Origin of the sequence: Mycobacterium sp. PSTR-4-N, from assembly GCF_022348085.1 — a bacterium.
Lineage (GTDB): Bacteria > Actinomycetota > Actinomycetes > Mycobacteriales > Mycobacteriaceae > Mycobacterium.
In genome coordinates, this window is record NZ_JAKRFN010000036.1 from 1 (window position 1) to 19,396 (window position 19,396).

20 protein-coding genes are annotated in these 19,396 nt (G+C 68.7%); 10 read left to right on the forward strand and 10 right to left on the reverse strand.

The window, feature by feature from the left end; all coding sequences use genetic code 11:
• Positions 1-40: 40 nt before the first annotated feature.
• The 3 genes from MHN84_RS28550 to ppgK all read right to left on the reverse strand — a co-directional run bounded on the left by MHN84_RS28550 (position 41) and on the right by ppgK (position 3,655).
• Positions 41-1,078, reverse strand: a complete 1,038-nt coding sequence (locus MHN84_RS28550; protein ID WP_255731091.1) for an acetylserotonin O-methyltransferase — start codon at positions 1,076-1,078, stop codon at positions 41-43.
• 106 nt (positions 1,079-1,184) lie between these two features.
• Complete coding sequence (locus MHN84_RS28555) at positions 1,185-2,654, reverse strand: RNA polymerase sigma factor (RefSeq protein WP_241207839.1); 1,470 nt, start codon at positions 2,652-2,654, stop codon at positions 1,185-1,187.
• A gap of 197 nt (positions 2,655-2,851) precedes the next feature.
• Complete coding sequence (gene ppgK / locus MHN84_RS28560; RefSeq protein WP_241207840.1) at positions 2,852-3,655, reverse strand: polyphosphate--glucose phosphotransferase; 804 nt, start codon at positions 3,653-3,655, stop codon at positions 2,852-2,854.
• Between the two features lie 116 nt (positions 3,656-3,771).
• On the opposite strand from ppgK, the gene MHN84_RS28565 reads away from it, so the two are divergent.
• Complete coding sequence (locus MHN84_RS28565) at positions 3,772-4,635, forward strand: inositol monophosphatase family protein (RefSeq protein ID WP_255731089.1); 864 nt, start codon at positions 3,772-3,774, stop codon at positions 4,633-4,635.
• Between the two features lie 2 nt (positions 4,636-4,637).
• On the opposite strand, the gene cei is transcribed toward MHN84_RS28565, so the two are convergent.
• On the reverse strand, positions 4,638-5,294 hold the full coding sequence (gene cei / locus MHN84_RS28570; protein WP_241207842.1) for an envelope integrity protein Cei: 657 nt from the start codon (positions 5,292-5,294) through the stop codon (positions 4,638-4,640).
• 179 nt (positions 5,295-5,473) lie between these two features.
• On the opposite strand from cei, the gene MHN84_RS28575 reads away from it, so the two are divergent.
• Positions 5,474-5,776, forward strand: a complete 303-nt coding sequence (locus MHN84_RS28575; RefSeq protein ID WP_043408120.1) for a DUF4193 domain-containing protein — start codon at positions 5,474-5,476, stop codon at positions 5,774-5,776.
• A gap of 4 nt (positions 5,777-5,780) precedes the next feature.
• On the opposite strand, the gene MHN84_RS28580 is transcribed toward MHN84_RS28575, so the two are convergent.
• Positions 5,781-6,260 carry a DUF3093 domain-containing protein gene (locus tag MHN84_RS28580; protein WP_241207843.1) on the reverse strand — a complete coding sequence of 160 codons (480 nt, stop codon included), beginning with the start codon at positions 6,258-6,260 and terminating at the stop codon, positions 5,781-5,783.
• A gap of 25 nt (positions 6,261-6,285) precedes the next feature.
• On the opposite strand from MHN84_RS28580, the gene dut reads away from it, so the two are divergent.
• Together dut and MHN84_RS28590 are read left to right on the forward strand one after the other, a co-directional pair.
• Entirely contained in the window at positions 6,286-6,750 is a 465-nt protein-coding gene (gene dut, locus MHN84_RS28585; RefSeq protein WP_241207844.1) for a dUTP diphosphatase, read from the forward strand.
• A 2-nt stretch (positions 6,751-6,752) separates the two neighbouring features.
• The gene (locus MHN84_RS28590; protein ID WP_241207845.1) at positions 6,753-7,496 is read left to right on the forward strand and encodes a DUF3710 domain-containing protein; all 744 of its coding nucleotides are present in this window, start codon (positions 6,753-6,755) and stop codon (positions 7,494-7,496) included.
• Here MHN84_RS28590 and MHN84_RS28595 read toward each other — a convergent pair whose 3' ends face one another.
• Positions 7,497-8,207, reverse strand: coding sequence for an alpha/beta hydrolase (locus tag MHN84_RS28595; RefSeq protein WP_241207846.1), 711 nt, complete (start codon positions 8,205-8,207; stop codon positions 7,497-7,499). It lies immediately after the preceding gene.
• Between the two features lie 136 nt (positions 8,208-8,343).
• Here MHN84_RS28595 and MHN84_RS28600 point away from each other — a divergent pair, with 136 nt between their 5' ends.
• Both MHN84_RS28600 and MHN84_RS28605 read left to right on the forward strand, forming a co-directional pair.
• The gene (locus MHN84_RS28600) at positions 8,344-8,715 is read left to right on the forward strand and encodes an OB-fold nucleic acid binding domain-containing protein (protein ID WP_241207847.1); all 372 of its coding nucleotides are present in this window, start codon (positions 8,344-8,346) and stop codon (positions 8,713-8,715) included.
• Positions 8,712-9,413: a DUF3159 domain-containing protein gene (locus MHN84_RS28605; protein WP_241207848.1), complete on the forward strand. Its 702-nt coding sequence runs from the start codon at positions 8,712-8,714 to the stop codon at positions 9,411-9,413. Before MHN84_RS28600 ends, MHN84_RS28605 begins: the two co-directional genes overlap by 4 nt.
• Positions 9,414-9,419: 6 nt before the next feature.
• On the opposite strand, the gene MHN84_RS28610 is transcribed toward MHN84_RS28605, so the two are convergent.
• Both MHN84_RS28610 and MHN84_RS28615 read right to left on the reverse strand, forming a co-directional pair.
• A complete protein-coding gene (locus tag MHN84_RS28610) occupies positions 9,420-10,085 on the reverse strand; it encodes a TrkA family potassium uptake protein (RefSeq protein WP_241207849.1) in 666 nt (221 codons plus the stop codon).
• Between the two features lie 72 nt (positions 10,086-10,157).
• Entirely contained in the window at positions 10,158-10,829 is a 672-nt protein-coding gene (locus MHN84_RS28615) for an NAD-binding protein (RefSeq protein WP_241207850.1), read from the reverse strand.
• Positions 10,830-10,948: 119 nt separating this feature from the next.
• Here MHN84_RS28615 and MHN84_RS28620 point away from each other — a divergent pair, with 119 nt between their 5' ends.
• Positions 10,949-12,943 carry an APC family permease gene (locus MHN84_RS28620; protein WP_241207851.1) on the forward strand — a complete coding sequence of 665 codons (1,995 nt, stop codon included), beginning with the start codon at positions 10,949-10,951 and terminating at the stop codon, positions 12,941-12,943.
• Positions 12,940-14,145, forward strand: a complete 1,206-nt coding sequence (locus MHN84_RS28625; protein WP_241207852.1) for a TRAM domain-containing protein — start codon at positions 12,940-12,942, stop codon at positions 14,143-14,145. Before MHN84_RS28620 ends, MHN84_RS28625 begins: the two co-directional genes overlap by 4 nt.
• Here MHN84_RS28625 and MHN84_RS28630 read toward each other — a convergent pair.
• Together MHN84_RS28630 and MHN84_RS28635 are read right to left on the reverse strand one after the other, a co-directional pair.
• On the reverse strand, positions 14,135-15,424 hold the full coding sequence (locus MHN84_RS28630) for an ArsB/NhaD family transporter (RefSeq protein ID WP_241207853.1): 1,290 nt from the start codon (positions 15,422-15,424) through the stop codon (positions 14,135-14,137). The two genes, MHN84_RS28625 and MHN84_RS28630, sit on opposite strands and share 11 nt — an antisense overlap.
• Before the next feature lie 22 nt (positions 15,425-15,446).
• Positions 15,447-15,890, reverse strand: coding sequence for a CBS domain-containing protein (locus MHN84_RS28635; protein WP_241207854.1), 444 nt, complete (start codon positions 15,888-15,890; stop codon positions 15,447-15,449).
• Positions 15,891-16,121: 231 nt separating this feature from the next.
• Here MHN84_RS28635 and nhaA point away from each other — a divergent pair, with 231 nt between their 5' ends.
• Positions 16,122-17,429, forward strand: coding sequence for a Na+/H+ antiporter NhaA (gene nhaA, locus MHN84_RS28640; RefSeq protein ID WP_241207855.1), 1,308 nt, complete (start codon positions 16,122-16,124; stop codon positions 17,427-17,429).
• Between the two features lie 28 nt (positions 17,430-17,457).
• A complete protein-coding gene (dxs, locus tag MHN84_RS28645; protein WP_241207856.1) occupies positions 17,458-19,371 on the forward strand; it encodes a 1-deoxy-D-xylulose-5-phosphate synthase in 1,914 nt (637 codons plus the stop codon).
• Positions 19,372-19,396: the final 25 nt, after the last annotated feature.

Below are 19,396 nucleotides of genomic sequence, written 5' to 3' on the forward strand. Positions count from 1 at the left end.
GCGGGGACGGCGGCGCCGGCGGAGCGGGCAACCGCGCGGACTAGACGGGCACCGCCTCGATCACCGACAGCGGGCTGACCGTCGGGACCACCTTCGTCAGCCGAAAACCGGTTCGACGCAACAACTCCGAGTATTCCGCCCGGGTGCGTTCCCGGCCGTGCACCATCAGCAGCATCTCGAGGTCGAGCATGTGGCCGATGAAGGACGTGGCGCGTTCGGGAAGCACCATCTCCAGCAGCACGAGCCTGCCGCCGTCGTCGATGCCGGTGCGGATGTTGCGTAGGATCGTGGCTGCGTGCTCGTCGTCCCAGTCGTGGATGATGTTCTTCATCACGTACAGGTCGGCGCCGGCAGGTACCGCGTCGAGAAACGAACCGCTCTCGACGCGTGCGCGGGCCGCGACGCCGGCGTCCTCGAAGACCCGCCCGGCTCCGTCGACGACCGCAGGCAGGTCGAACAGCACCCCGCGCGCCTGCGGCACCTTCTGCAAGATGGTGGCCAGCACCGCGCCGTGCCCACCGCCGACGTCGACGGCGAGTCGACACCCGGTGAAGTCATAGGCTTGCAGCGCAACGTCATTCGACAGCCCACTGGCGGCGGTCATGGCGTTGTTGAACACCCGCGCGAACTCCGGGTCGGTGTCGAGGTAGTCGAAGAACGGCATCCCGCGCAACATGTCCGCGGCCGGCTCACCCGTCTGCACCGAATAATCCAAGCTGCCCCAGTCCGCCCATCGGGCTGGATGTCCGATGAACAGCACCATGTCGCGCATCGAGCCCGGGACGTCCGCGCGCAGCGCCTGCCCCACCGAGGTCAGCGCAAAGCGACCGTCGCGCCGCTCACGCAACGCGCCGCGACTGGTCATGGCTCGCATCAGGCGATGCACTGCACCGGCGTGGGCTCCCACTGCGGCTGCCACGTCTGCGGAATGCCGTGGACCGCCGGCCAACTCGTCGGCGATGCCGAGCTTGGCTGCGACGTAGAGCACCTGGGTCGTCCAGGCTCCGGTGGCCAGCTCGAGCAGGGCCACGTTGCCGGGGGCGGTGCCGCGGTGCCACTGCGCCAGTGCCGCACGCATCCGATCGACTGCCCGGATCACCGCCACCGGCGGAACAGTTCGTCTCACGGCGGTCACGCTAGGCGAACCGCCTTGAACAATTCTTGGACGACGCTTGGTGGTCGACCTAGTCGAGGTAGTCGCGCAGAACCTGCGAGCGGCTGGGGTGGCGCAACTTGCTCATGGTCTTGCTCTCGATCTGCCTGATGCGCTCACGGGTGACCCCGTACACCTGGCCGATCTCGTCCAGCGTGCGCGGCTGACCGTCGGTGAGTCCGAAGCGCAACCGCACCACCCCGGCTTCACGCTCGGAGAGCGTCTCCAGCACGGACTGCAGCTGGTCCTGCAGCAGCGTGAACGACACCGCGTCCACGGCCACGACGGCCTCGCTGTCCTCGATGAAGTCGCCGAGCTGGCTGTCGCCCTCGTCGCCGATGGTCTGATCAAGGGAAATGGGCTCTCGCGCGTACTGCTGGATCTCCAGCACCTTCTCCGGCGTGATGTCCATTTCCTTGGCGAGTTCCTCGGGCGTGGGCTCGCGACCCAGGTCCTGCAGCAGCTCGCGCTGGATGCGGCCGAGCTTGTTGATGACCTCGACCATGTGCACGGGGATGCGGATGGTGCGCGCCTGGTCGGCCATCGCACGGGTGATCGCCTGCCGGATCCACCAGGTGGCGTAGGTGGAGAACTTGTAACCCTTGGTGTAGTCGAACTTCTCGACCGCGCGGATCAGACCCAGGTTTCCCTCCTGGATCAGATCGAGGAACGCCATGCCGCGACCGGTGTAGCGCTTGGCCAGTGACACCACCAGACGCAGGTTGGCCTCGAGCAGGTGGTTCTTCGCGCGGTCGCCGTCGCGGCAGATCCACATCATGTCGCGGCGCTGGGCGGCAGGCAGCTTCTCGCCCTTCTCGGCGAATTCTGCCATGAGCTGCGTGGCGTACAGGCCGGCCTCGATGCGCTTGGCCAGCTCGACCTCTTCCTCGGCGTTGAGCAGCGCGACCTTGCCGATCTGCTTGAGATAGGCACGGACCGAGTCGGCCGAGGCGGTGAGTTCGGCGTCCTTGCGGGCCTGGCGCAGCGCCTCGGATTCCTCTTCGTCCCAGACGAAGTCGCCCGAGGCCTTGTCCTTTTCCGAGGGCTCGGCGATGTCGTCGTCGGCGCCGTTCTTGCCGGCTGCGGCGGCCTTGCCCGACGCTGCCGGGGTCTCGGTCGCATCGTCGGCGGCGGGCTCGTCGGCCTCGTCGTCGCTGTCGTCGTCGCCGTCGCTGTCGCTGTCGTCGTCGCTGTCGACCTCGATGTCGTCGAGTTCGAGATCACCGTCCTCGACGTCGATGTCCTCGCCGGGCTCTGCCTCGAGCTCGTCGTTGGTGTCCAGCTCGTCACCGGTCAGCTCGGTGTCGACGGCTCCCGGCGCGGCCGCCTTCTTGGCGCGGCCGCGTCCCGCGGGGGCGTCGGCGGACTTGGCCGTGCGCTTGGCGGCCTTCGCGGGAGCGCTCTTGGCCGCTCGCTTCGCGGGCGCCTTCTTCGCGGGAGTCTTGGCTGCGGTGTGCTTCACCGGCTCATCGGTTGCCGGGCTTGCCTTTGTCGCTGCCACGTACACCCTTCCAATCGTGCGGGTTTCGGCGCGCACGCATGCGCCGCCGAAAAGTGTCGGCTATCTCGAATGTCGGCGACGATCTCTAGTGAGGATGCTCCGCCGCTCTCGGTGTAGGCGGCCGCCGTCGACCATTGTAACGACAGTGTGGGTGCGCACCGTCCCGAGCGGCAAATTTGACGGCCGCGGCGCGTCGGTTACTTGTGAGTAGCCGTGACGTCGAGCTCGGAGGCCATCGCGGCGCCCACGATGCCCGCACTGTTCTGCAACGCTGCTGCGACGACCGGGGTGCGGTTCTCCAGCAGCGGAATCCATTTGTCGGCCTTGCGGCTGATGCCGCCGCCTGCGATGAACAAGTCCGGCCAGATCGCGTTCTCGATGGCCACCAGCACCTTGGTGACCTCCTTGGTCCAGCGCTCGTAGCTCCAGTCCTTGCGCTCCTTGACCGAGCTGGCGGCGCGGTGCTCGGCCTCCTTGCCCTCGACCTCGATGTGCCCGAACTCGGTGTTCGGCAGCAGCGCACCGTTGTGAATCACCGCCGAACCGATACCGGTGCCGAACGTCAGCAGCACGATGACGCCGCTGTGCCCGCGGCCGGCCCCGAATTTCTCCTCGGCGAGACCGGCGGCGTCGGCGTCGTTGAGCACGGTCACCTGCTGGCCGCCCAGCGCCCCGCTGATGACCTCGCGTGCGTTGGCACCGATCCACGACTTGTCGACGTTGGCCGCCGTCCGCACGATCCCCTCGGACACGACGCCGGGGTATGTGACGCCCAGCGGGCCGTCCCAGCCGAAGTGCTTCACCACGTCCGCGATCGTGGCGGCGACGGCGTCCGGGGTGGCCGGCTGAGGGGTGAGCAGCTTGTAGCGGTCGCCGATCAGCGTGCCGGTCTCGAGGTCGACGATGCCGCCCTTGACGCCGCTACCGCCGACGTCGATGCCGAAACCGCGGCGCGCAGACCCATTCTGGGAAGCGGTGGCAGGTGAGTCGGTGGCAGTCATGCAGGCTCCTCTGCGCAGGTGGGCGGCCCCGGTCGTGCCCACCCTATCGGCTGGCCGTTCGCGCGGGGCGGCAGTCCGCCATCCCGGGCCGCCCCAGCGGGCGTCGGTGTGCTGCGATGGTCGATGTGAGCGAGATCGACACCGAGCCACTGGCCGTCGCAGCAGTCGCCCAGCAGTTGGCCGCCGAGGCGGCCGCCTTCGTCAGGCGACGCCGCGCCGAGGTGTTCGACCGAGCGAGTCAGGCCGACGCCGATGCCGCGATCCGGTCCAAGAGCACGCCGACAGACCCGGTCACCGTCGTCGACACCGAGACCGAGCGCCTGCTGCGCGAGCGGCTGGCGCAACTGCGCCCGGGGGAGCCGATCCTCGGCGAGGAAGAAGGCGGACCCGACAGCGGGCAGGACGAGCGGCTCACGTGGGTGCTCGACCCGATCGACGGCACGGTGAACTTCGTCTACGGCATCGAGGCGTTCGCGGTGTCGATCGGTGTGCAACGCAGCGGCGTGTCGATCGCCGGCGCGGTCGCCGACGTCGCGCACGGAGCCGTCTACGCCGCCGCGATCGGGCACGGGGCCTGGGTGGTTCGCGACGGGCAGACGACCCGGCTGCAGTGCAGTACGGCGTCGTCGTTGTCGATGGCGCTCGTCGGCACCGGCTTCTCCTATCAGCCCGACGACCGCCGGCGCCAGGGCGCTGTGGTGGCCCGATTGCTGCCCGAGATTCGCGATCTGCGGCGGATCGGGTCCTGCGCCCTGGATCTGTGCATGGTGGCCGCGGGCCGGCTCGACGCGTACTTCGAAGACGGCGTGCACGTGTGGGATTGGGCAGCCGGTGGGTTGATCGCGGCGGAGGCGGGTGCGGTGGTACGGGCACCCGAGGCCGCGGGGGCGGGCCTGATGGTGGCGGCCGCACCTGGGGTGGCCGCCGACCTCGACGACGCGCTACGGCGCTGCGGGGTGGACCTCGACGCGGACCGCTGAGCTCAACAGGTCTGCGTGTGGATCTTGGTCAGCAGTGACGAGTCGGCCGGTGCGGTGGCGTCGGGCAGCAGGCTGGCCAACACCGCGTCGATGTCGTCACTGTGCGCCAGCTCGGTGAAATCGGTGCCGATCGCGAGGTCGACGGTGTCGTCCTGGCGCTGGTCCTGGAACAACTCGGTGCACGGCGCCACCAACCAGAGCGATGCCGCGGCGGCACGGCCGGCGGGGCCGAAGCGGATCTGTCCCTGGCATTGCAGACGGCCGTTGGCATAGACGGGATCGTTGGCGGCTTCGGGCTCGTTGAACCCCAGGTCACGTAGCGCACCGGCCACTTCGGCCGCCTGGCCGCCCTGCCCGCTGGCATTGAGCACCCTGATCCGCGTGTCGGCGAGCTTGGCGGGGGTGACATCGGTCATCGCCGAGCGCGACACCTGCTCCCCGAGCGTGGGGGTCGGCGCGTTGGGATCGGCCGGGGCCGGGGGAGGGTTGCACGTCGCGACCTCCTGCACGTCCGGCGGTTGGGACAGCGCGATCACCCAGACCAGCATCGCGGCCACCGCCAGGGCGGCGAACATCAGGGCTCCCGGCAGGAAGTTCCGCCGCCGGAACGGGCGCCCGTGCTTGTCGAACGCGGTGCCCTCGGTGATTTGCGCGACCACGGCACAGACTCTAGAGCCCTTTCGAGCGAGCCTCCGACCGGCACTGACAGCACAACCCTCCCTGATGTGACGCAAATCACATTAGATCAGGGCTCATTCCGGGCACGAATCATTTGGTGGAAGCGTTCGACGCTGGTACAAAACCAACGCTGCAACGAGCTTCACGGAGGGGACAGGCCATGGCTACCGATTACGACGCCCCACGGCGCACAGAGACCGATGACGTTTCCGAGGATTCCCTCGAGGAACTGAAGGCACGCCGCAACGAAGCTCAGTCTGCTGTCGTCGACGTCGACGAATCCGAGACCGCCGAATCGTTCGAACTGCCCGGCGCGGATCTGTCCGGCGAGGAACTCTCGGTACGGGTGATACCGAAACAAGCCGACGAATTCACGTGTTCGAGCTGCTTCCTGGTGCATCACCGCAGCCGCCTGGCCAGTGAGAAGAACGGCATGATGATCTGCTCGGACTGCGCGGCCTAGAGCCTCAGGAGTTCAGCGCGGCGAGCACCCGATCGGGACGCCGGGCACTGATCAGCCAGTACGGCGTCGGGTCTTCCGGGTCCTCCAGCACGAGCAGCACCAGCGGTCCCACCCATGCGCGGTGGACGACGTAGGCGGCCGGGTCCAGCTGTCGGCCGAGCGCCGCCGACTTCGCTGATTTGGGCACGGTCGCCGAGCGGGTGATCACCGTGGCGGGAAGGTGGGCGCGTCCCACCCACAGCTCGGCGGTTCCCGTGCCCGGGTCGACCACCGACACCTCCACCCGGCCCAGCCACAGCAGGGCAACGGCGGCGACAGGGAGCAGCAGCGCATACGGCAACCACACCGGCAGCGCCGGAACGCCCTGGTTGATCTCGAGGCCGATCAGTGCGGCCAATCCCAGTCCCGGCAGCCACCACCACCACGGCACCCAGAGCCGTTCGCGGTAGCGAACGCTGCGGGCGGTGGTGTGCGTGTCGGACACGCGGCCAAGAGTAATCTCTGACGCCGTGCCCACCTCCCTGCCGGTCGTTCGCCTCGATCCGGAACTCCCGATGCCCGCACGGGCCCATGACGGAGACGCTGGGGTGGACCTGTTCAGTGCGGCCGACGTCGAACTGGGGCCCGGTCAGCGAGCGCTGGTCGGCACCGGCATCGCCGTCGCGATTCCGCACGGCATGGTCGGCTTGATCCACCCGCGATCGGGACTGGCTGCGCGCGTTGGCCTTTCGATCGTCAACAGCCCGGGAACGATCGACGCCGGGTATCGCGGTGAGATCAAGGTGTCGTTGATCAACCTGGACCCGCAGACGCCTATCGTCGTGCACCGGGGTGATCGCATCGCCCAGCTGCTGGTCCAGCGGGTGGAGTTGCCGGAGCTGGTGGAAGTCACCTCCTTCGACGAAGCGGGGCTGGCCGACACGACCCGCGGCTCGGGTGGGCACGGATCTTCCGGCGGGCATGCCAGTCTGTGACGATGGCCTCCAGAGACGAACCGACAGACCCTGAGGTGGTAGCAGTGGAAGCCGACGAGGAACTCGAAGGCCCGTTCGACATCGACGATTTCGACGACCCGGAACAGGCGACCATCGCACGGCTGGACCTTGGCTCGGTGCTGGTCCCGATGCCCGAGGCGGGTCAGGTGCAGGTCGAGATCAACGAGGCCGGGGTGCCCAGCGCGGTCTGGGTGGTGACGCCGCACGGCCGCTTCACCATCGCCGCCTACGCCGCGCCGAAATCGACCGGCCTGTGGCGCGAAGTGGCCTCCGAGCTGGCCGAGTCGCTGCGCAAGGACGTGCCCAAGGTGAGCATCGAGGACGGCCCGTGGGGCCGCGAAGTGGTCGGCTCGGGCGGTCCCGCCGTCGTCCGCTTCATCGGCGTCGACGGCTACCGCTGGATGATCCGCTGCGTGGTCAACGGCCCGGAGGAGAGCATCCGCGCGTTGGCCGAACAGGCGCGCGAGGCACTCGCCGACACGGTGGTCCGCCGCGGTGACACGCCGTTGCCGGTGCGGACGCCGCTGCCGGTGGCTCTGCCCGAGCAGATGGCCGAGCAATTGCGCGCCGCCACCGAGCAGGCAGCCGCCGCGCAGCAGCAACAAGCGCCGGCGCCACCTCAGGAGCAGCAGCCCGAACCGCCGCAGCCGCCCGCCGACCCGGCGGCGCGGCGTGCCGCCCAGGGATCGGCGATGCAACAGCTGCGCACCATCACCGGCGGTTGACTAGCGCTGCGCCGCCGCCAGCGCAGCCACACACGCCGTACCCAGCACCGACGGGTCGGGGCCGATGTCGGCCAACGTCACCGTGCGCAGTGCTGCCCGTGGCGCGGCCGCGACCCATTCGAGTCCGACCTCGAGCGGATGGACCGCGTCGTCGGTGGCCGACACCACCCCCATAGGCGCGGCGAGCCCCTCGAACTCGCCGACGGTTGGCGCGACGTAGCGGGAGGCGATGTCCATCGCGTCCGGCAGGGCCGGCCACTGGCCGGCCCACGACCGGGTCAGCTCCTGCGCCAGCCACGCCGGGCTCGACTGCTGCATCGTCATGGTCGTCGCCGCGAGGCCGTCGCGCCGCAGCAGTGCGGCCGACGCCCGGGCGGCCTGGGCGGCGGGCGCCGTGTCCGGCTCACCCGTCCACGCCGGCAGTGCGGCCAGCACTGCGACCACGCTCTGCGGATGTGACAGTGCCCACGCCGCTGCGACGGCGGCGCCGATCGACACCCCGCCCACCGCGATCGGCCCACCCGCCGCGCGGGCGGCGTCATCGAGGGCGCGAAGATATCCGTCGATGAGCCGGTGCGGCTGCGGGGCCGGGGTCACCACCACCGCCCCGACCTGGTGTAATGCCGGGGAAAACGCCCGGTCGACGAAGTCGTCGTCGGAGCCGGTGCCGGGTAGCAGCACGGTCGTGACACCGCGCAGATCGACCGTCATGTTTCGATCGTGCCTGGTCGTGGAACCAGCTTTCCGCACGACCCGCCGCGTCGTTCGCATCTGGGAACCAACAGGTCTACCGTGGCGTTCGGTTGGAGTACGCACAGCAAGACGTGTTATGAGGTCAGGAGAAGCCATGGCCACGGCCGAGGGTTACCTGCGACGGCTCACCCGTCGGTTGACCGAAGACCCCGAGCAGCTCGACGTCGAGGAACTCAGCGACGACGTGGAGAGCACCGGAGCGCAGAAGGCGATCGACTGCCAGCGCGGTCAAGAGGTGACCATGATCGGGACGCTGCGCAGCGTCGAGTGCAACGGCAAGGCATGCGCGGGCGGGGTGAAGGCCGAACTGTTCGACGGAACCGATTCGGTGGTGCTCGTCTGGCTGGGCCAGCGCCGCATCCCCGGTATCGAGCAGGGCCGCACCCTGAAGGTGCACGGGCGCGTCGGCAAGCTCGACAACGGCGCCAAGGCGATCTACAACCCCCTCTACGAGATCCAGAAGTGAGCGCACCCGGCGACGAACCGGGCAGCGAGGCCACACCAGCGACCACACCGGCACGCGGCGCTGCCGTGCTGGAACAGATGGGCGGCATCAGCGGCCTGATCTACTCCTCGCTGCCGGTCCTGGTCTTCGTTCCGGTGTCCACCGCGTTCGGTCTGCTGCCCGCGATCGGGGCGGCGCTCGGCGTCGCGACACTGATACTCATCTGGCGGTTGCTCCGCCGCGAATCCGTACAGCCCGCGATCTCCGGCTTCTTCGGCGTCGGCATCAGCGCGCTGATCGCCTACATCGTCGGCGCCTCCAAAGGCTATTTCCTGCTGGGCATCTGGACATCGCTGCTCTGGGCGGTGGTGTTCGCGGTGTCCGTGCTGATCCGCCGGCCCGTCGTCGGGTACATCTGGGGCTGGGTGCAGGCCCAGGATCGCGGCTGGCGTGACGTGCGGCGCGCCGTGTACGCCTTCGACATCGCCACGCTCGTCTGGGTCGCGGTGTTCGCCTCGCGGTTCCTGGTGCAGCAGCACCTCTACGAAGAGGACCAGACCGGATGGCTGGGCGTGGCCCGCATCGCGATGGGCTGGCCGCTGACCGCGGTGGCCGCGCTGATCACCTACGGCGCCATCCGCGCAGCCCGACGGGAAGTGCGGGCGCAGGCCGGTGCCGACAGCGACGACAGCGACGACACGGTGGCCGAGCCGCGCTGATCGCGCTCAGCGCTGCGCAGGGCGCAGCAGCAGCTCGCGCAGTTGGTCCTCGACCTCGGCCACAGCCACGAACAGCAGCTCGTCGCCGCCTTCGAGGGGCTCGTCGCGTTCGGGCACGATCACCCGCGGCCCGCGCAGGATCGTCACCAGCGTGGCGTCGCGCGGCAACTCGAGGCGCTTGACCGGCTTGCCGCCCCACGGCGTGTCGTCGGGCAGCGTGATCTCCACCAGATTGGCCTGGCCCTTGCGGAACTCCATCAGCCGCACCAGATCACCGACCGAGACGGCCTCCTCCACCAGCGAGGCCAGCATGCGCGGCGTCGACACCGCCACGTCGACACCCCAGGACTCGTCGAACAGCCACTCGTTGCGCGGATCGTTGACCCGGGCGACCACCCGGGGCACCGCGAACTCGGTCTTCGACAACAGGCTCAACACCACGTTGGCCTTGTCGTCGCCCGTCGCCGCGATCACGACGTCGAACTCCTCGAGCTTCACCGACTCCAGCAGGCTCAGCTCGCACGCGTCGCCGAGGCGCCAGTGCGCCGCCGGAATGGCCTCCACGTCGATGTGGTCGGAATCGCGCTCGAGCAGCGTGACGTCGTGAGCTTCCACCAACTCCCGGGCGATCGACCGCCCGACCGCACCCGCCCCGGCAATCGCTACTTTCATCTGCGCCGCTCCTCAGAATCGTCGCCGGCGGTCTTCATCTGCGCCGCTCCTCATGATCGTCGCCGGCGGTCTTCATTGGTCTGCCTCCTCGCTCGGCGGCAGCGCCGCGATCGCCAACGCTTCGGCGACGTGACCGGAGATCGCGGCGAGGTACACCTGGTCGCCCGCCTGGATCACGGTCTTGGGATCGGGCAGCAGGCCCGCGCCGAAGCGGATGATGAACGCGGCTCGGCCCGACGTCGCTGCTTCCAGGTCCGTGAGACGACGCCCCGCCCAGCCCTCGTGCAGCGCCAGTTCGGTGACGCCGACGTTGCCGCTGGGATCGCGCCATTTCGTGGTCTCGGTCTCGCGGGTCAGCACGTTGAGCAGGCGGTCGGTGGTCCACGGCACCGTCGCGACCGTCGGAATCCCCAGGCGCTCGTAGACCGCGGCGCGCTTGGCGTCGTAGATGCGCGCCACCACCCGCTGAACGCCGAACGTCTCGCGGGCGACACGCGCGGAGATGATGTTGGAATTGTCACCCGAGGACACCGCCGCGAACGCCGCCGCGTTCTCGATGCCCGCCCGGATCAGCACGTCGCGGTCGAAACCCATGCCGAGCACGCGTTGGCCCGGGAACGAGGGGGACAGGCGGTGAAAGGCCGTGCCATCACGGTCGATGACGGAGACGTCGTGACCGATCCTGGCCAGACTGTCGGCCAGCGACGCGCCGACGCGGCCGCATCCCATCACCACTACACGCACTGCGAGTCCTTTCCGGCGGGGCCGAACGTGGCGTCTGGCAGAGCTGTCACCACCCGGGCACTGAGGAACGCTACCGCTTTGGGACGCCCCACGACCGACGGGCTTTAGTCTTGGGACTCGTGTCCAAGCTTTCGACGGCCGCCCGACGGCTGGTACTGGGCCGGCCGTTCCGCAGCGACAAGCTCGCGCATACCTTGCTGCCGAAACGGATCGCGCTCCCGGTCTTCGCCTCTGACGCGCTGTCCTCGGTGGCCTACGCCCCGGAAGAGATCTTCCTCGTGCTGTCGGTCGCCGGGCTGTCGGCGTATTCGATGGCACCCTGGATCGGGCTGGTGGTCGCCGCGGTCATGCTGATCGTGATCGCGAGTTATCGCCAGAACGTGCACGCCTACCCGTCCGGCGGCGGCGACTACGAGGTGGTGACCACCAACCTCGGCCCGACGGCGGGGCTGACCGTCGCCAGTGCGCTGCTGGTCGACTACGTGCTGACCGTGGCCGTGTCGATGTCGTCGGCGATGTCGAACATCGGGTCGGCGATACCGTTCGTCGATCACCACAAGGTGTGGTTCGCGGTCGCCGCGATCCTGGTGCTGGCGTCTCTGAACCTGCGCGGCATCCGCGAGTCGGGCACCGCGTTCGCGATACCCACCTACGCGTTCATGGTCGGCATGTTCGTGATGCTGGGCTGGGGCTTCTTCCAGATCTACGTGCTGGGTCACGAGTTGCGCGCCGAGTCGGCGGGTTTCGAGATGCATTCCGAGCACGGCGACGTCCTGGGCTTCGCGCTGGTGTTCCTGATCGCCCGTGCGTTCTCGTCCGGCAGCGCGGCGCTGACCGGTGTCGAGGCGATCAGCAACGGCGTGCCGGCCTTCCGGAAACCGAAGTCCCGCAATGCGGCGACGACGCTTCTGCTGCTCGGCGGCATCGCCATCACGCTGTTCATGGGCATGATCATGCTGGCGCGCGCCACGGGCGCGCAGATCGCCGAGAGACCGCTGGAGCAACTGGGCGGAGCTCCGCCGGACTACCAGCAGAAGACGCTGATCGCCCAACTGGCCGCGGCGGTGTTCCACGATTTCCCGGTCGGGCTCTACCTCATCGCGGGGGTGACCGCGCTCATCCTGGTGCTCGCCGCGAACACCGCGTTCAACGGCTTCCCGGTGCTGGGCTCCATCTTGGCGCAGGACCGCTTCCTGCCCCGGCAGCTGCACACCCGCGGTGACCGGCTGGCGTTCTCCAACGGCATCCTGTTCCTGGCCTTCGGCGCCATCGCGTTCATCGTCGCGTTCCAGGCACAGGTGACCGCGCTGATCCAGCTCTACATCGTCGGGGTGTTCGTGTCGTTCACCCTGAGCCAGATCGGCATGGTGCGGCACTGGACCCGGCTGCTGCGTACCGAGACCGACAATGCGGCGCGGGCGCGGATGATGCGGTCGCGGGTCATCAACACCATCGGTTTCCTGTGCACCGGAACGGTGCTGATCATCGTCGTGCTCACCAAGTTCCTGGTGGGTGCGTGGATCGCGATCCTCGCGATGGGTGCGCTGTTCTTCATCATGAAGCTCATCCACCGCCACTACGCGTCGGTGAGCCGCGAACTCGAGGCTCGCGCGGCCGAGATGGAAGACATCGTGTTGCCCAGCCGCAACCACGCCGTCGTGCTGGTGTCCAACGTGCATCTGCCCACCCTGCGCGCGCTGGCCTATGCCCGCGCCACCCGCCCCGACGTTCTGGAGGCGATCACGGTCAGCGTCGACGACGCGGAGACCCGCGAGCTGGTGCACAAGTGGGAGTCCAGCGACATCAGCGTGCCGCTCAAGGTCATCGCCTCGCCGTATCGCGAGATCACCCGCCCCGTGCTCGAGTACGTCAAGCGGGTCAGCCGCGAATCGCCCCGCACGGTGGTGACGGTGTTCATCCCCGAGTACGTGGTCGGGCACTGGTGGGAGCAGGTGCTGCACAACCAGAGTGCTTTGCGGCTCAAGGGCAGACTGCTGTTCGAGCCCAATGTCATGGTGACGTCGGTGCCGTGGCAGCTGTCGTCCTCGGAGCGGCTGAAGAAATTGGCGCCGCAGTCGGCGCCGGGCGACGCGCGCAAGGGGTTCCTCGATTGACCGGTGCGGTGCCGGAGGAACTGGTCCTGACCACGGGCCGCCCGGCCAACGGCGGCAGCGTCGTCGCCCGGCACGACGGCCGCGTGGTGTTCGTGCGCTACGCCCTGCCCGGGGAGACCGTACGGGCCCGCGTCGTCGGTGCCGGTTCGACGCGGGAGAAGTACTGGAACGCCGAAGCGGTCGAAGTGATCGAGCCGTCGCCGGATCGCGTGGAGTCCTGGTGCCCGATCGCCGGTGTGGGCGGATCGGGATGCTGTGATCTGGCGTTCGCCGAGCCCGCGGCGGCGCGTCGGCTCAAGGGTGCCGTGGTCGCCAATCAGCTTGCGCGGCTGGGCAATCACCATTGGCGGGCCGAGGACGAGGCAACGGCGGAAGCGGTCGGTGAGGCCGGCCACACCGGTTGGCGCACGCGGGTGCGTCTCGACGTGTCGACCGACGGACGCGCCGGCTTCCACCGCTACCACAGCGCCGATCTGGTGCACCGACTCGACTGTGCCCAGGTGCCCGAGGGTCTGCTGTCCGGCGTGGCGGAGCAGCGGTGGCCGCCGGACGCCGCGGTTCACGTGGCCGTCGACGACGACGGGCGCCGCCACGTCGTGGTGTCGGCCAGGGGCCGGAAGACCGAGGTGCGTGAAGGTGACTACGAGGGCGTGCAGCGGGTCTCCGGGCGCACGTGGCGGGTGCCGGTGACGGCGTTCTGGCAGGCGCATCGGGACGCCCCCGCGCTCTACAGCTCCCTGGTGTCGCAGTGGGCGCAGCTCTCGCCGGGTATGACCGCGTGGGATCTCTACGGGGGAGCGGGTGTGTTCGCCGCGGCGTTGGCGGCCGCCATGGGAGACACCGGACGGGTGCTCACCGTCGACACCTCGCGCGGGGCCGCCCGCGCTGCCCGGGCTGCTCTGAAAGACCTCAGCTCAGTCGACGTCGTCACCGATTCGGTGCGCCGCGCGCTGGCCGCGCAGACGACCCGCGCCGACGTCGCTGTGCTCGACCCGCCGCGCACCGGGGCGGGCCGCGACGTGATCGCCGCCCTGTCGGCCGCCGAGGTGCCACGGGTCGTGCACATCGGTTGCGAGGCAGCGTCTTTCGCGCGCGACATCGGCTTGTACCGCGAGAACGGGTATCAAGTCGAGGATCTTCGGGTGTTCGACTCGTTCCCGTTGACCCACCACGTGGAATGCGTGGCGGTGCTCACCCGATGACGAAGTAGCGCACCCAGAGGTAGACGGCGGACACGGCGACCGACATCACCGTCACCGCGATGCCTTTGCGGGTGAACTCCCAGAACGAGATCGGGCGGTCGGCGCGCCGCGCGATGCCCAGCATCACCACGTTGGCGCTCGCTCCGACCGCCGTCATGTTGCCGCCGAGGTCGGCGCCGAGTGCCAGCGCCCACCACAGCGCCTCGGAGTGGGTGGGGTCGGACAGTTCGGCGGCCAGCTCGCTGACGATCGGCGTCATGGTCGCCACGTACGGAATGTTGTCGATGATGCCCGACACCGGTGCTGACACCCCGAGCACAAGCATGACCGCTGTCAGCGGGTCACCGCCTGTCGCCTCGACGGCAGACTCGGCGAGCTCGGCGACGACACCGGTCTTGACCAGCGCCCCCACCATCACGAAGAGGCCCGCGAAGAACAGCAGGGTCTCCCACTCCACGCTGTGCAGATAGTCGGACCTGTCCAACCGCGAGATGACGATCAGAATGCCGGCACCCAACAGCGCGACGATCGACGGCTCGATGTGCAACACGGGGTGCGCGATGAACGCCGTGAAGACGAGGACGAGCACCACCCCGGCCTTGACCAGCAGCCGCGGATCCTGGATCGCCTCGCGTTCCTGAAGCGACATCACATCGGCGACCCGCTCGGATCGCACCTCGAAGGAGCCGCGGAACAACCAGGGGAGCATGGCGATGAACAGCCCGAGGATCACCACGACGATGGGCAGCATGCCCACGAGGAAGTCGTTGAACGTGAGCCCCGAGCGGCTCGCGATGATGATGTTGGGCGGATCGCCGACCAGCGTGGCGGCGCCGCCGATGTTGGAGGCGAAGACCTCGGCCATCAGGAAAGGCACCGGGTTGATGGCGAGCCGGTCACACACCAGCAGCGTCACCGGGGCGATCAGGAGAACGGTGGTGACGTTGTCGAGCAGCGCCGACGCCGCGGCGGTGACCAGGACGAGCAGGATCATGATGCGCAGGGGAGACCCGCCTGCGCGTTTGACGGCCCAGATCGCGACATACTCGAAGACGCCGGTCTGCCGCAGCACGCTGACGATGATCATCATCCCGAACAGCAGGAAGATGACATCCCAGTCGATCCCGGTCTCCCGCGAGAAGAACGCGTCCTCGGAGCCGAGCAGGCCGACGGCGAGGACGATCGCCGCGCCCCCGAGTGCGGCCAGCGTCTTGTTGATGCGGTCGCTGGCGATCAGTGCGTAGGCGACGACGAAGACCGCGATCGCCACGACGGTCATCGTGACGCCTTGTGTCGGGAGGTCAATGTTTCAGGGCCGCTTCCAACAGGCGTGACGCGGTGATGACACCGGTGAGCTCGCCGTCCTTCATCACCGCCACCAGCGGGCTCCTGCACCGCGCCATCTTGGCGGCCACCTCGATGATGGTGTCATCGGCGCGTGCCGCCGGGACGTCGAGCAGGTGGTCCGGCAGCACCTCCCGCACCGTCTTGCTGGCGAGCTTGTCGGCGGCGCTGTCGGCCATCGTCTCGTCCAGTACCCCGGCCAGCGACGGATCGTCCTGCACGTACCGCGGGATGATGAACCGCACCACCTGGGAGGCGGGCAGCACGGCGAAGCGCTTCCCCGGACGATCGGTGACGACGATGCCGGGCAATCGGTGCTCGGCGAGCATGCGGGCCGCGTCGAGGGCATTGGAGTCCATGCTCACGACCGGGAATTCCTCGGCGATGTCCTCGGCGTGCATGTCGGAAACGATACGACGAGGGGGCAGTCCCGTCTCGGCTGGTGTGCCGGTGCGGTCCGGTATAGATTGGGCGCAGGTGCGCCGGGAAGACGGGTCGGCAGGTGTGTTCGACGACCCGTGAAAGGTTTTCCCCTTGTCTGCCATCGCATTTCTGCCGATTCTGTTTATTCCTCTGTCGAAACCGTTGTCGCGCAACGGTGTTGCGCGCCGTTTCGGGCCGGGGGCCGCGTCGTGACCGAACCCGGCGCCACGGCGCCCGCCAAGCGGAGGCTGCTCAGTCGAGGGTCATGGGTCGAGGCGCAACGATTCGCCGAGATCCTGCGTCGGGAGACCGTCGGTGGTGTCTTGCTGCTGTTCGCCGCAGGACTGGCGCTCGGCTGGGCGAATTCACCGTGGTCCGCGTCGTATCACGCGCTGTCGGAACACCTGATCGGCCCGGAGTCACTGCATCTTCAGCTCAGTGTGGCCAGCTGGGCCGCCGATGGATTGCTCGCGATCTTCTTCTTCGTGGTCGGGGTCGAGCTCAAGCGTGAGTTCGTCGCCGGTGACCTCCGTGACCCGGCCCGCGCTGCTCTGCCCATCGCCGCGGCCATCGGGGGGATGCTCGTACCGGCGGGCATCTTCGTCGCGGTCAATCTCGCAGCCGGTCGCCCCGAGAATCTCGGCGGCTGGGCGGTTCCGATCGCGACCGACATCGCCTTCGCCCTCGCCGTGCTCGCAGTTCTGTCGACCCACTTGCCGACGGCGCTGCGTACGTTCCTCCTGACTCTCGCCGTCGTCGACGATCTTCTGGCCATCACCGTGATCGCGGTGTTCTACACCGACCATCTCGCCCTGGGGCCCCTTGGTCTGGCGGTGCTCCCGGCAGGTCTATTCGTGCTGGCAGTGCAGCGCGGATGGCGGCACTGGTGGCTCTTGGTGCCGCTTGCGATGCTCACGTGGGCGCTGGTGCACGCCAGCGGCGTGCACGCCACGGTCGCCGGGGTCGTGCTCGGGTTCGCCGTACCCGTGCTGGGCCGGCACGCGTCGGCCGACCACTTCGAACACGTCCTGCGCCCGGTCTCGGCCGGTGTGGCCGTGCCGGTTTTCGCGTTCTTCGCCGCAGGAGTCACCGTCGGCGGCTGGTCGGGACTGGGCGATTCACTGCTGCATCCGGTGACTCTCGGCGTGATGGCCGGTCTGGTGATCGGCAAGCCCCTCGGCGTGTGGCTGACGGCCTATTTGCTGGCCAGGTTCACCCACGCGAGTCTGGACGACGACCTCGAGTGGCGCGACGTGCTCGGTGTGTCACTGCTGGCCGGTATCGGCTTCACCGTCTCGCTGCTCATCGGTGAGCTGGCGTTCGATTACGGATCGATGACCAGTGCCGACGTGAAGATCGGGGTGCTGTGCGGCTCGGTCGTCGCCGGCGTGTTCGCCGCAGTGGTCCTGCTCAGCCGCAACGCCGCCTACCGGCGGATTCATCTCGCGGAGACGGTCGACCGCGACGCCGACGGCGTTCCCGACATCTACGAGACGCAGCCCTCTCGAGACGACTGATCCGGTTACCGGTGCGTAGACTGGCCGAATGCTTGAACAGATCCGCGGTCCCGCTGATCTGCAGCACCTGTCGCAGGCACAGGTGGATGCGTTGGCCGGGGAAATCCGCCACTTCCTGATCCACAAGGTCGCGGCAACCGGCGGTCACCTGGGACCCAACCTCGGTGTCGTCGAGCTGACATTGGCGCTGCATCGCGTCTTCGACTCGCCGCACGACCCGATCCTGTTCGACACCGGGCATCAGGCCTACGTGCACAAGATGCTCACGGGCCGCAGCCAGGACTTCGAGACGCTGCGCAAGAAGGACGGCCTGTCGGGCTATCCGTCGCGCGAGGAGAGCGTGCACGACTGGGTCGAGTCCAGCCACGCCAGCTCGGCGCTGTCCTACGCCGACGGCCTGGCCAAGGCCTTCGAGCTCAGCGGGCACCGCAACCGCCACGTCGTCGCCGTCGTCGGTGACGGCGCCCTGACCGGCGGCATGTGCTGGGAGGCGATGAACAACATCGCGGCCTCCAAGCGCCCGGTCGTGATCGTCGTCAACGACAACGGCCGCAGTTACGCCCCGACCATCGGTGGCTTCGCCGAGCATCTGGCACGTCTGCGCCTGCAGCCCGGGTACGAGCGCGTGCTCGAAGAGGGCCGCAAGGCCGTGCGGGGCGTGCCGATGATCGGCGAGTTCTGCTACCAGTGCATGCACAGCATCAAGGCCGGCATCAAGGACGCGCTGTCCCCGCAGGTCATGTTCACCGACTTGGGACTCAAGTACGTCGGCCCCATCGACGGTCACGACGAACACGCCGTGGAAAGCGCGCTGCGGCATGCCCGTGCGTTCAACGCGCCGGTGGTCGTGCACGTCGTCACCCGCAAGGGCATGGGGTATGCGCCCGCGGAGAACGACGAAGACGACCAGATGCACGCATGCGGCGTGATCGACCCCGAGACCGGCTTGGCGACCACGATCCCCGGCCCCGGGTGGACGTCGGCGTTCTCCGAGTCGCTGATCTCGCTGGCCGCCAAGCGGCGCGACGTCGTCGCGATCACCGCCGCGATGCCGGGCCCGACCGGGCTCAGCGCGTTCCGGCTGCGCTATCCCGACCGGTTCTTCGACGTCGGCATCGCCGAGCAGCACGCGATCACCTCGGCTGCGGGGTTGGCGATGGGCGGCATGCATCCTGTTGTCGCGGTGTACTCCACGTTCCTGAACCGGGCATTCGACCAGGTGATGATGGACGTCGCGCTGCACAAGCTGCCGGTGACCATCGTGTTGGACCGCGCCGGAGTCACCGGTCCCGACGGGGCCAGCCACAACGGCATGTGGGACCTGTCGATCCTCGGCGTCGTCCCCGGCATGCGGGTGGCGGCGCCCCGCGACGGCGCCCGGCTGCGGGAAGAGCTGGCCGAGGCCCTCGACGTCAACGACGGCCCCACCGCCATTCGGTTCCCGAAAGGCGATGTGGGACAAGACATCACGGCACTCGAACGGCGCGACGGGGTGGACATCCTGGCGGTTCCCGCCGACGGCCTTTCCGATGACGTCCTGGTGATCGCCGTCGGACCGTTCGCGACGATGGCGTTGGCGGTGGCCGAGCGGCTGCGCAATCAGGGCATCGGCGTCACCGTCGTCGATCCCCGGTGGGTGCTGCCGGTGCCTGAGGTGCTCGCCGCGCTTGCCGCGCAGCACAAGCTCGTGGTCACGCTCGAGGACAACGGGGTGCACGGCGGCGTGGGGTCGGCGGTCTCGACGGCGTTGCGCCGCGCGGAGATCGACGTGCCGTGCCGCGATGCCGCGCTGCCGCAGGAGTTCTTCGCGCACGCCTCCCGCGGCGAGGTGCTCGCCCAGGTCGGACTGACCGAACGCAACCTCGCGCGGCAGATCACCGGCTGGGTCGCCGCTCTCGGCGCCGGCGTGGCCGAGAAGGAAGTCAGCCAGCACCTCGACTGACGCACCCCGGTGCTGCGGTTGCGTT

Bases quoted from the DNA above. Each gene is read 5' to 3' on its own strand.
- MHN84_RS28550 (WP_255731091.1), bottom strand. From the start codon at position 1,078: ATGCGTGCGGCACTGGCGCAGTGGCACCGCGGCACCGCCCCCGGCAAC.
- ppgK (WP_241207840.1), bottom strand. From the start codon at position 3,655: ATGACTGCCACCGACTCACCTGCCACCGCTTCCCAGAATGGGTCTGCG.
- MHN84_RS28565 (WP_255731089.1), top strand. From the start codon at position 3,772: ATGGTCGATGTGAGCGAGATCGACACCGAGCCACTGGCCGTCGCAGCA.
- MHN84_RS28575 (WP_043408120.1), top strand. From the start codon at position 5,474: ATGGCTACCGATTACGACGCCCCACGGCGCACAGAGACCGATGACGTT.
- MHN84_RS28590 (WP_241207845.1), top strand. From the start codon at position 6,753: ATGGCCTCCAGAGACGAACCGACAGACCCTGAGGTGGTAGCAGTGGAA.
- MHN84_RS28595 (WP_241207846.1), bottom strand. From the start codon at position 8,207: ATGACGGTCGATCTGCGCGGTGTCACGACCGTGCTGCTACCCGGCACC.
- MHN84_RS28600 (WP_241207847.1), top strand. From the start codon at position 8,344: ATGGCCACGGCCGAGGGTTACCTGCGACGGCTCACCCGTCGGTTGACC.
- MHN84_RS28610 (WP_241207849.1), bottom strand. From the start codon at position 10,085: ATGAAAGTAGCGATTGCCGGGGCGGGTGCGGTCGGGCGGTCGATCGCC.
- MHN84_RS28630 (WP_241207853.1), bottom strand. From the start codon at position 15,424: ATGACCGTCGTGGCGATCGCGGTCTTCGTCGTCGCCTACGCACTGATC.
- MHN84_RS28635 (WP_241207854.1), bottom strand. From the start codon at position 15,890: ATGCACGCCGAGGACATCGCCGAGGAATTCCCGGTCGTGAGCATGGAC.
- dxs (WP_241207856.1), top strand. From the start codon at position 17,458: ATGCTTGAACAGATCCGCGGTCCCGCTGATCTGCAGCACCTGTCGCAG.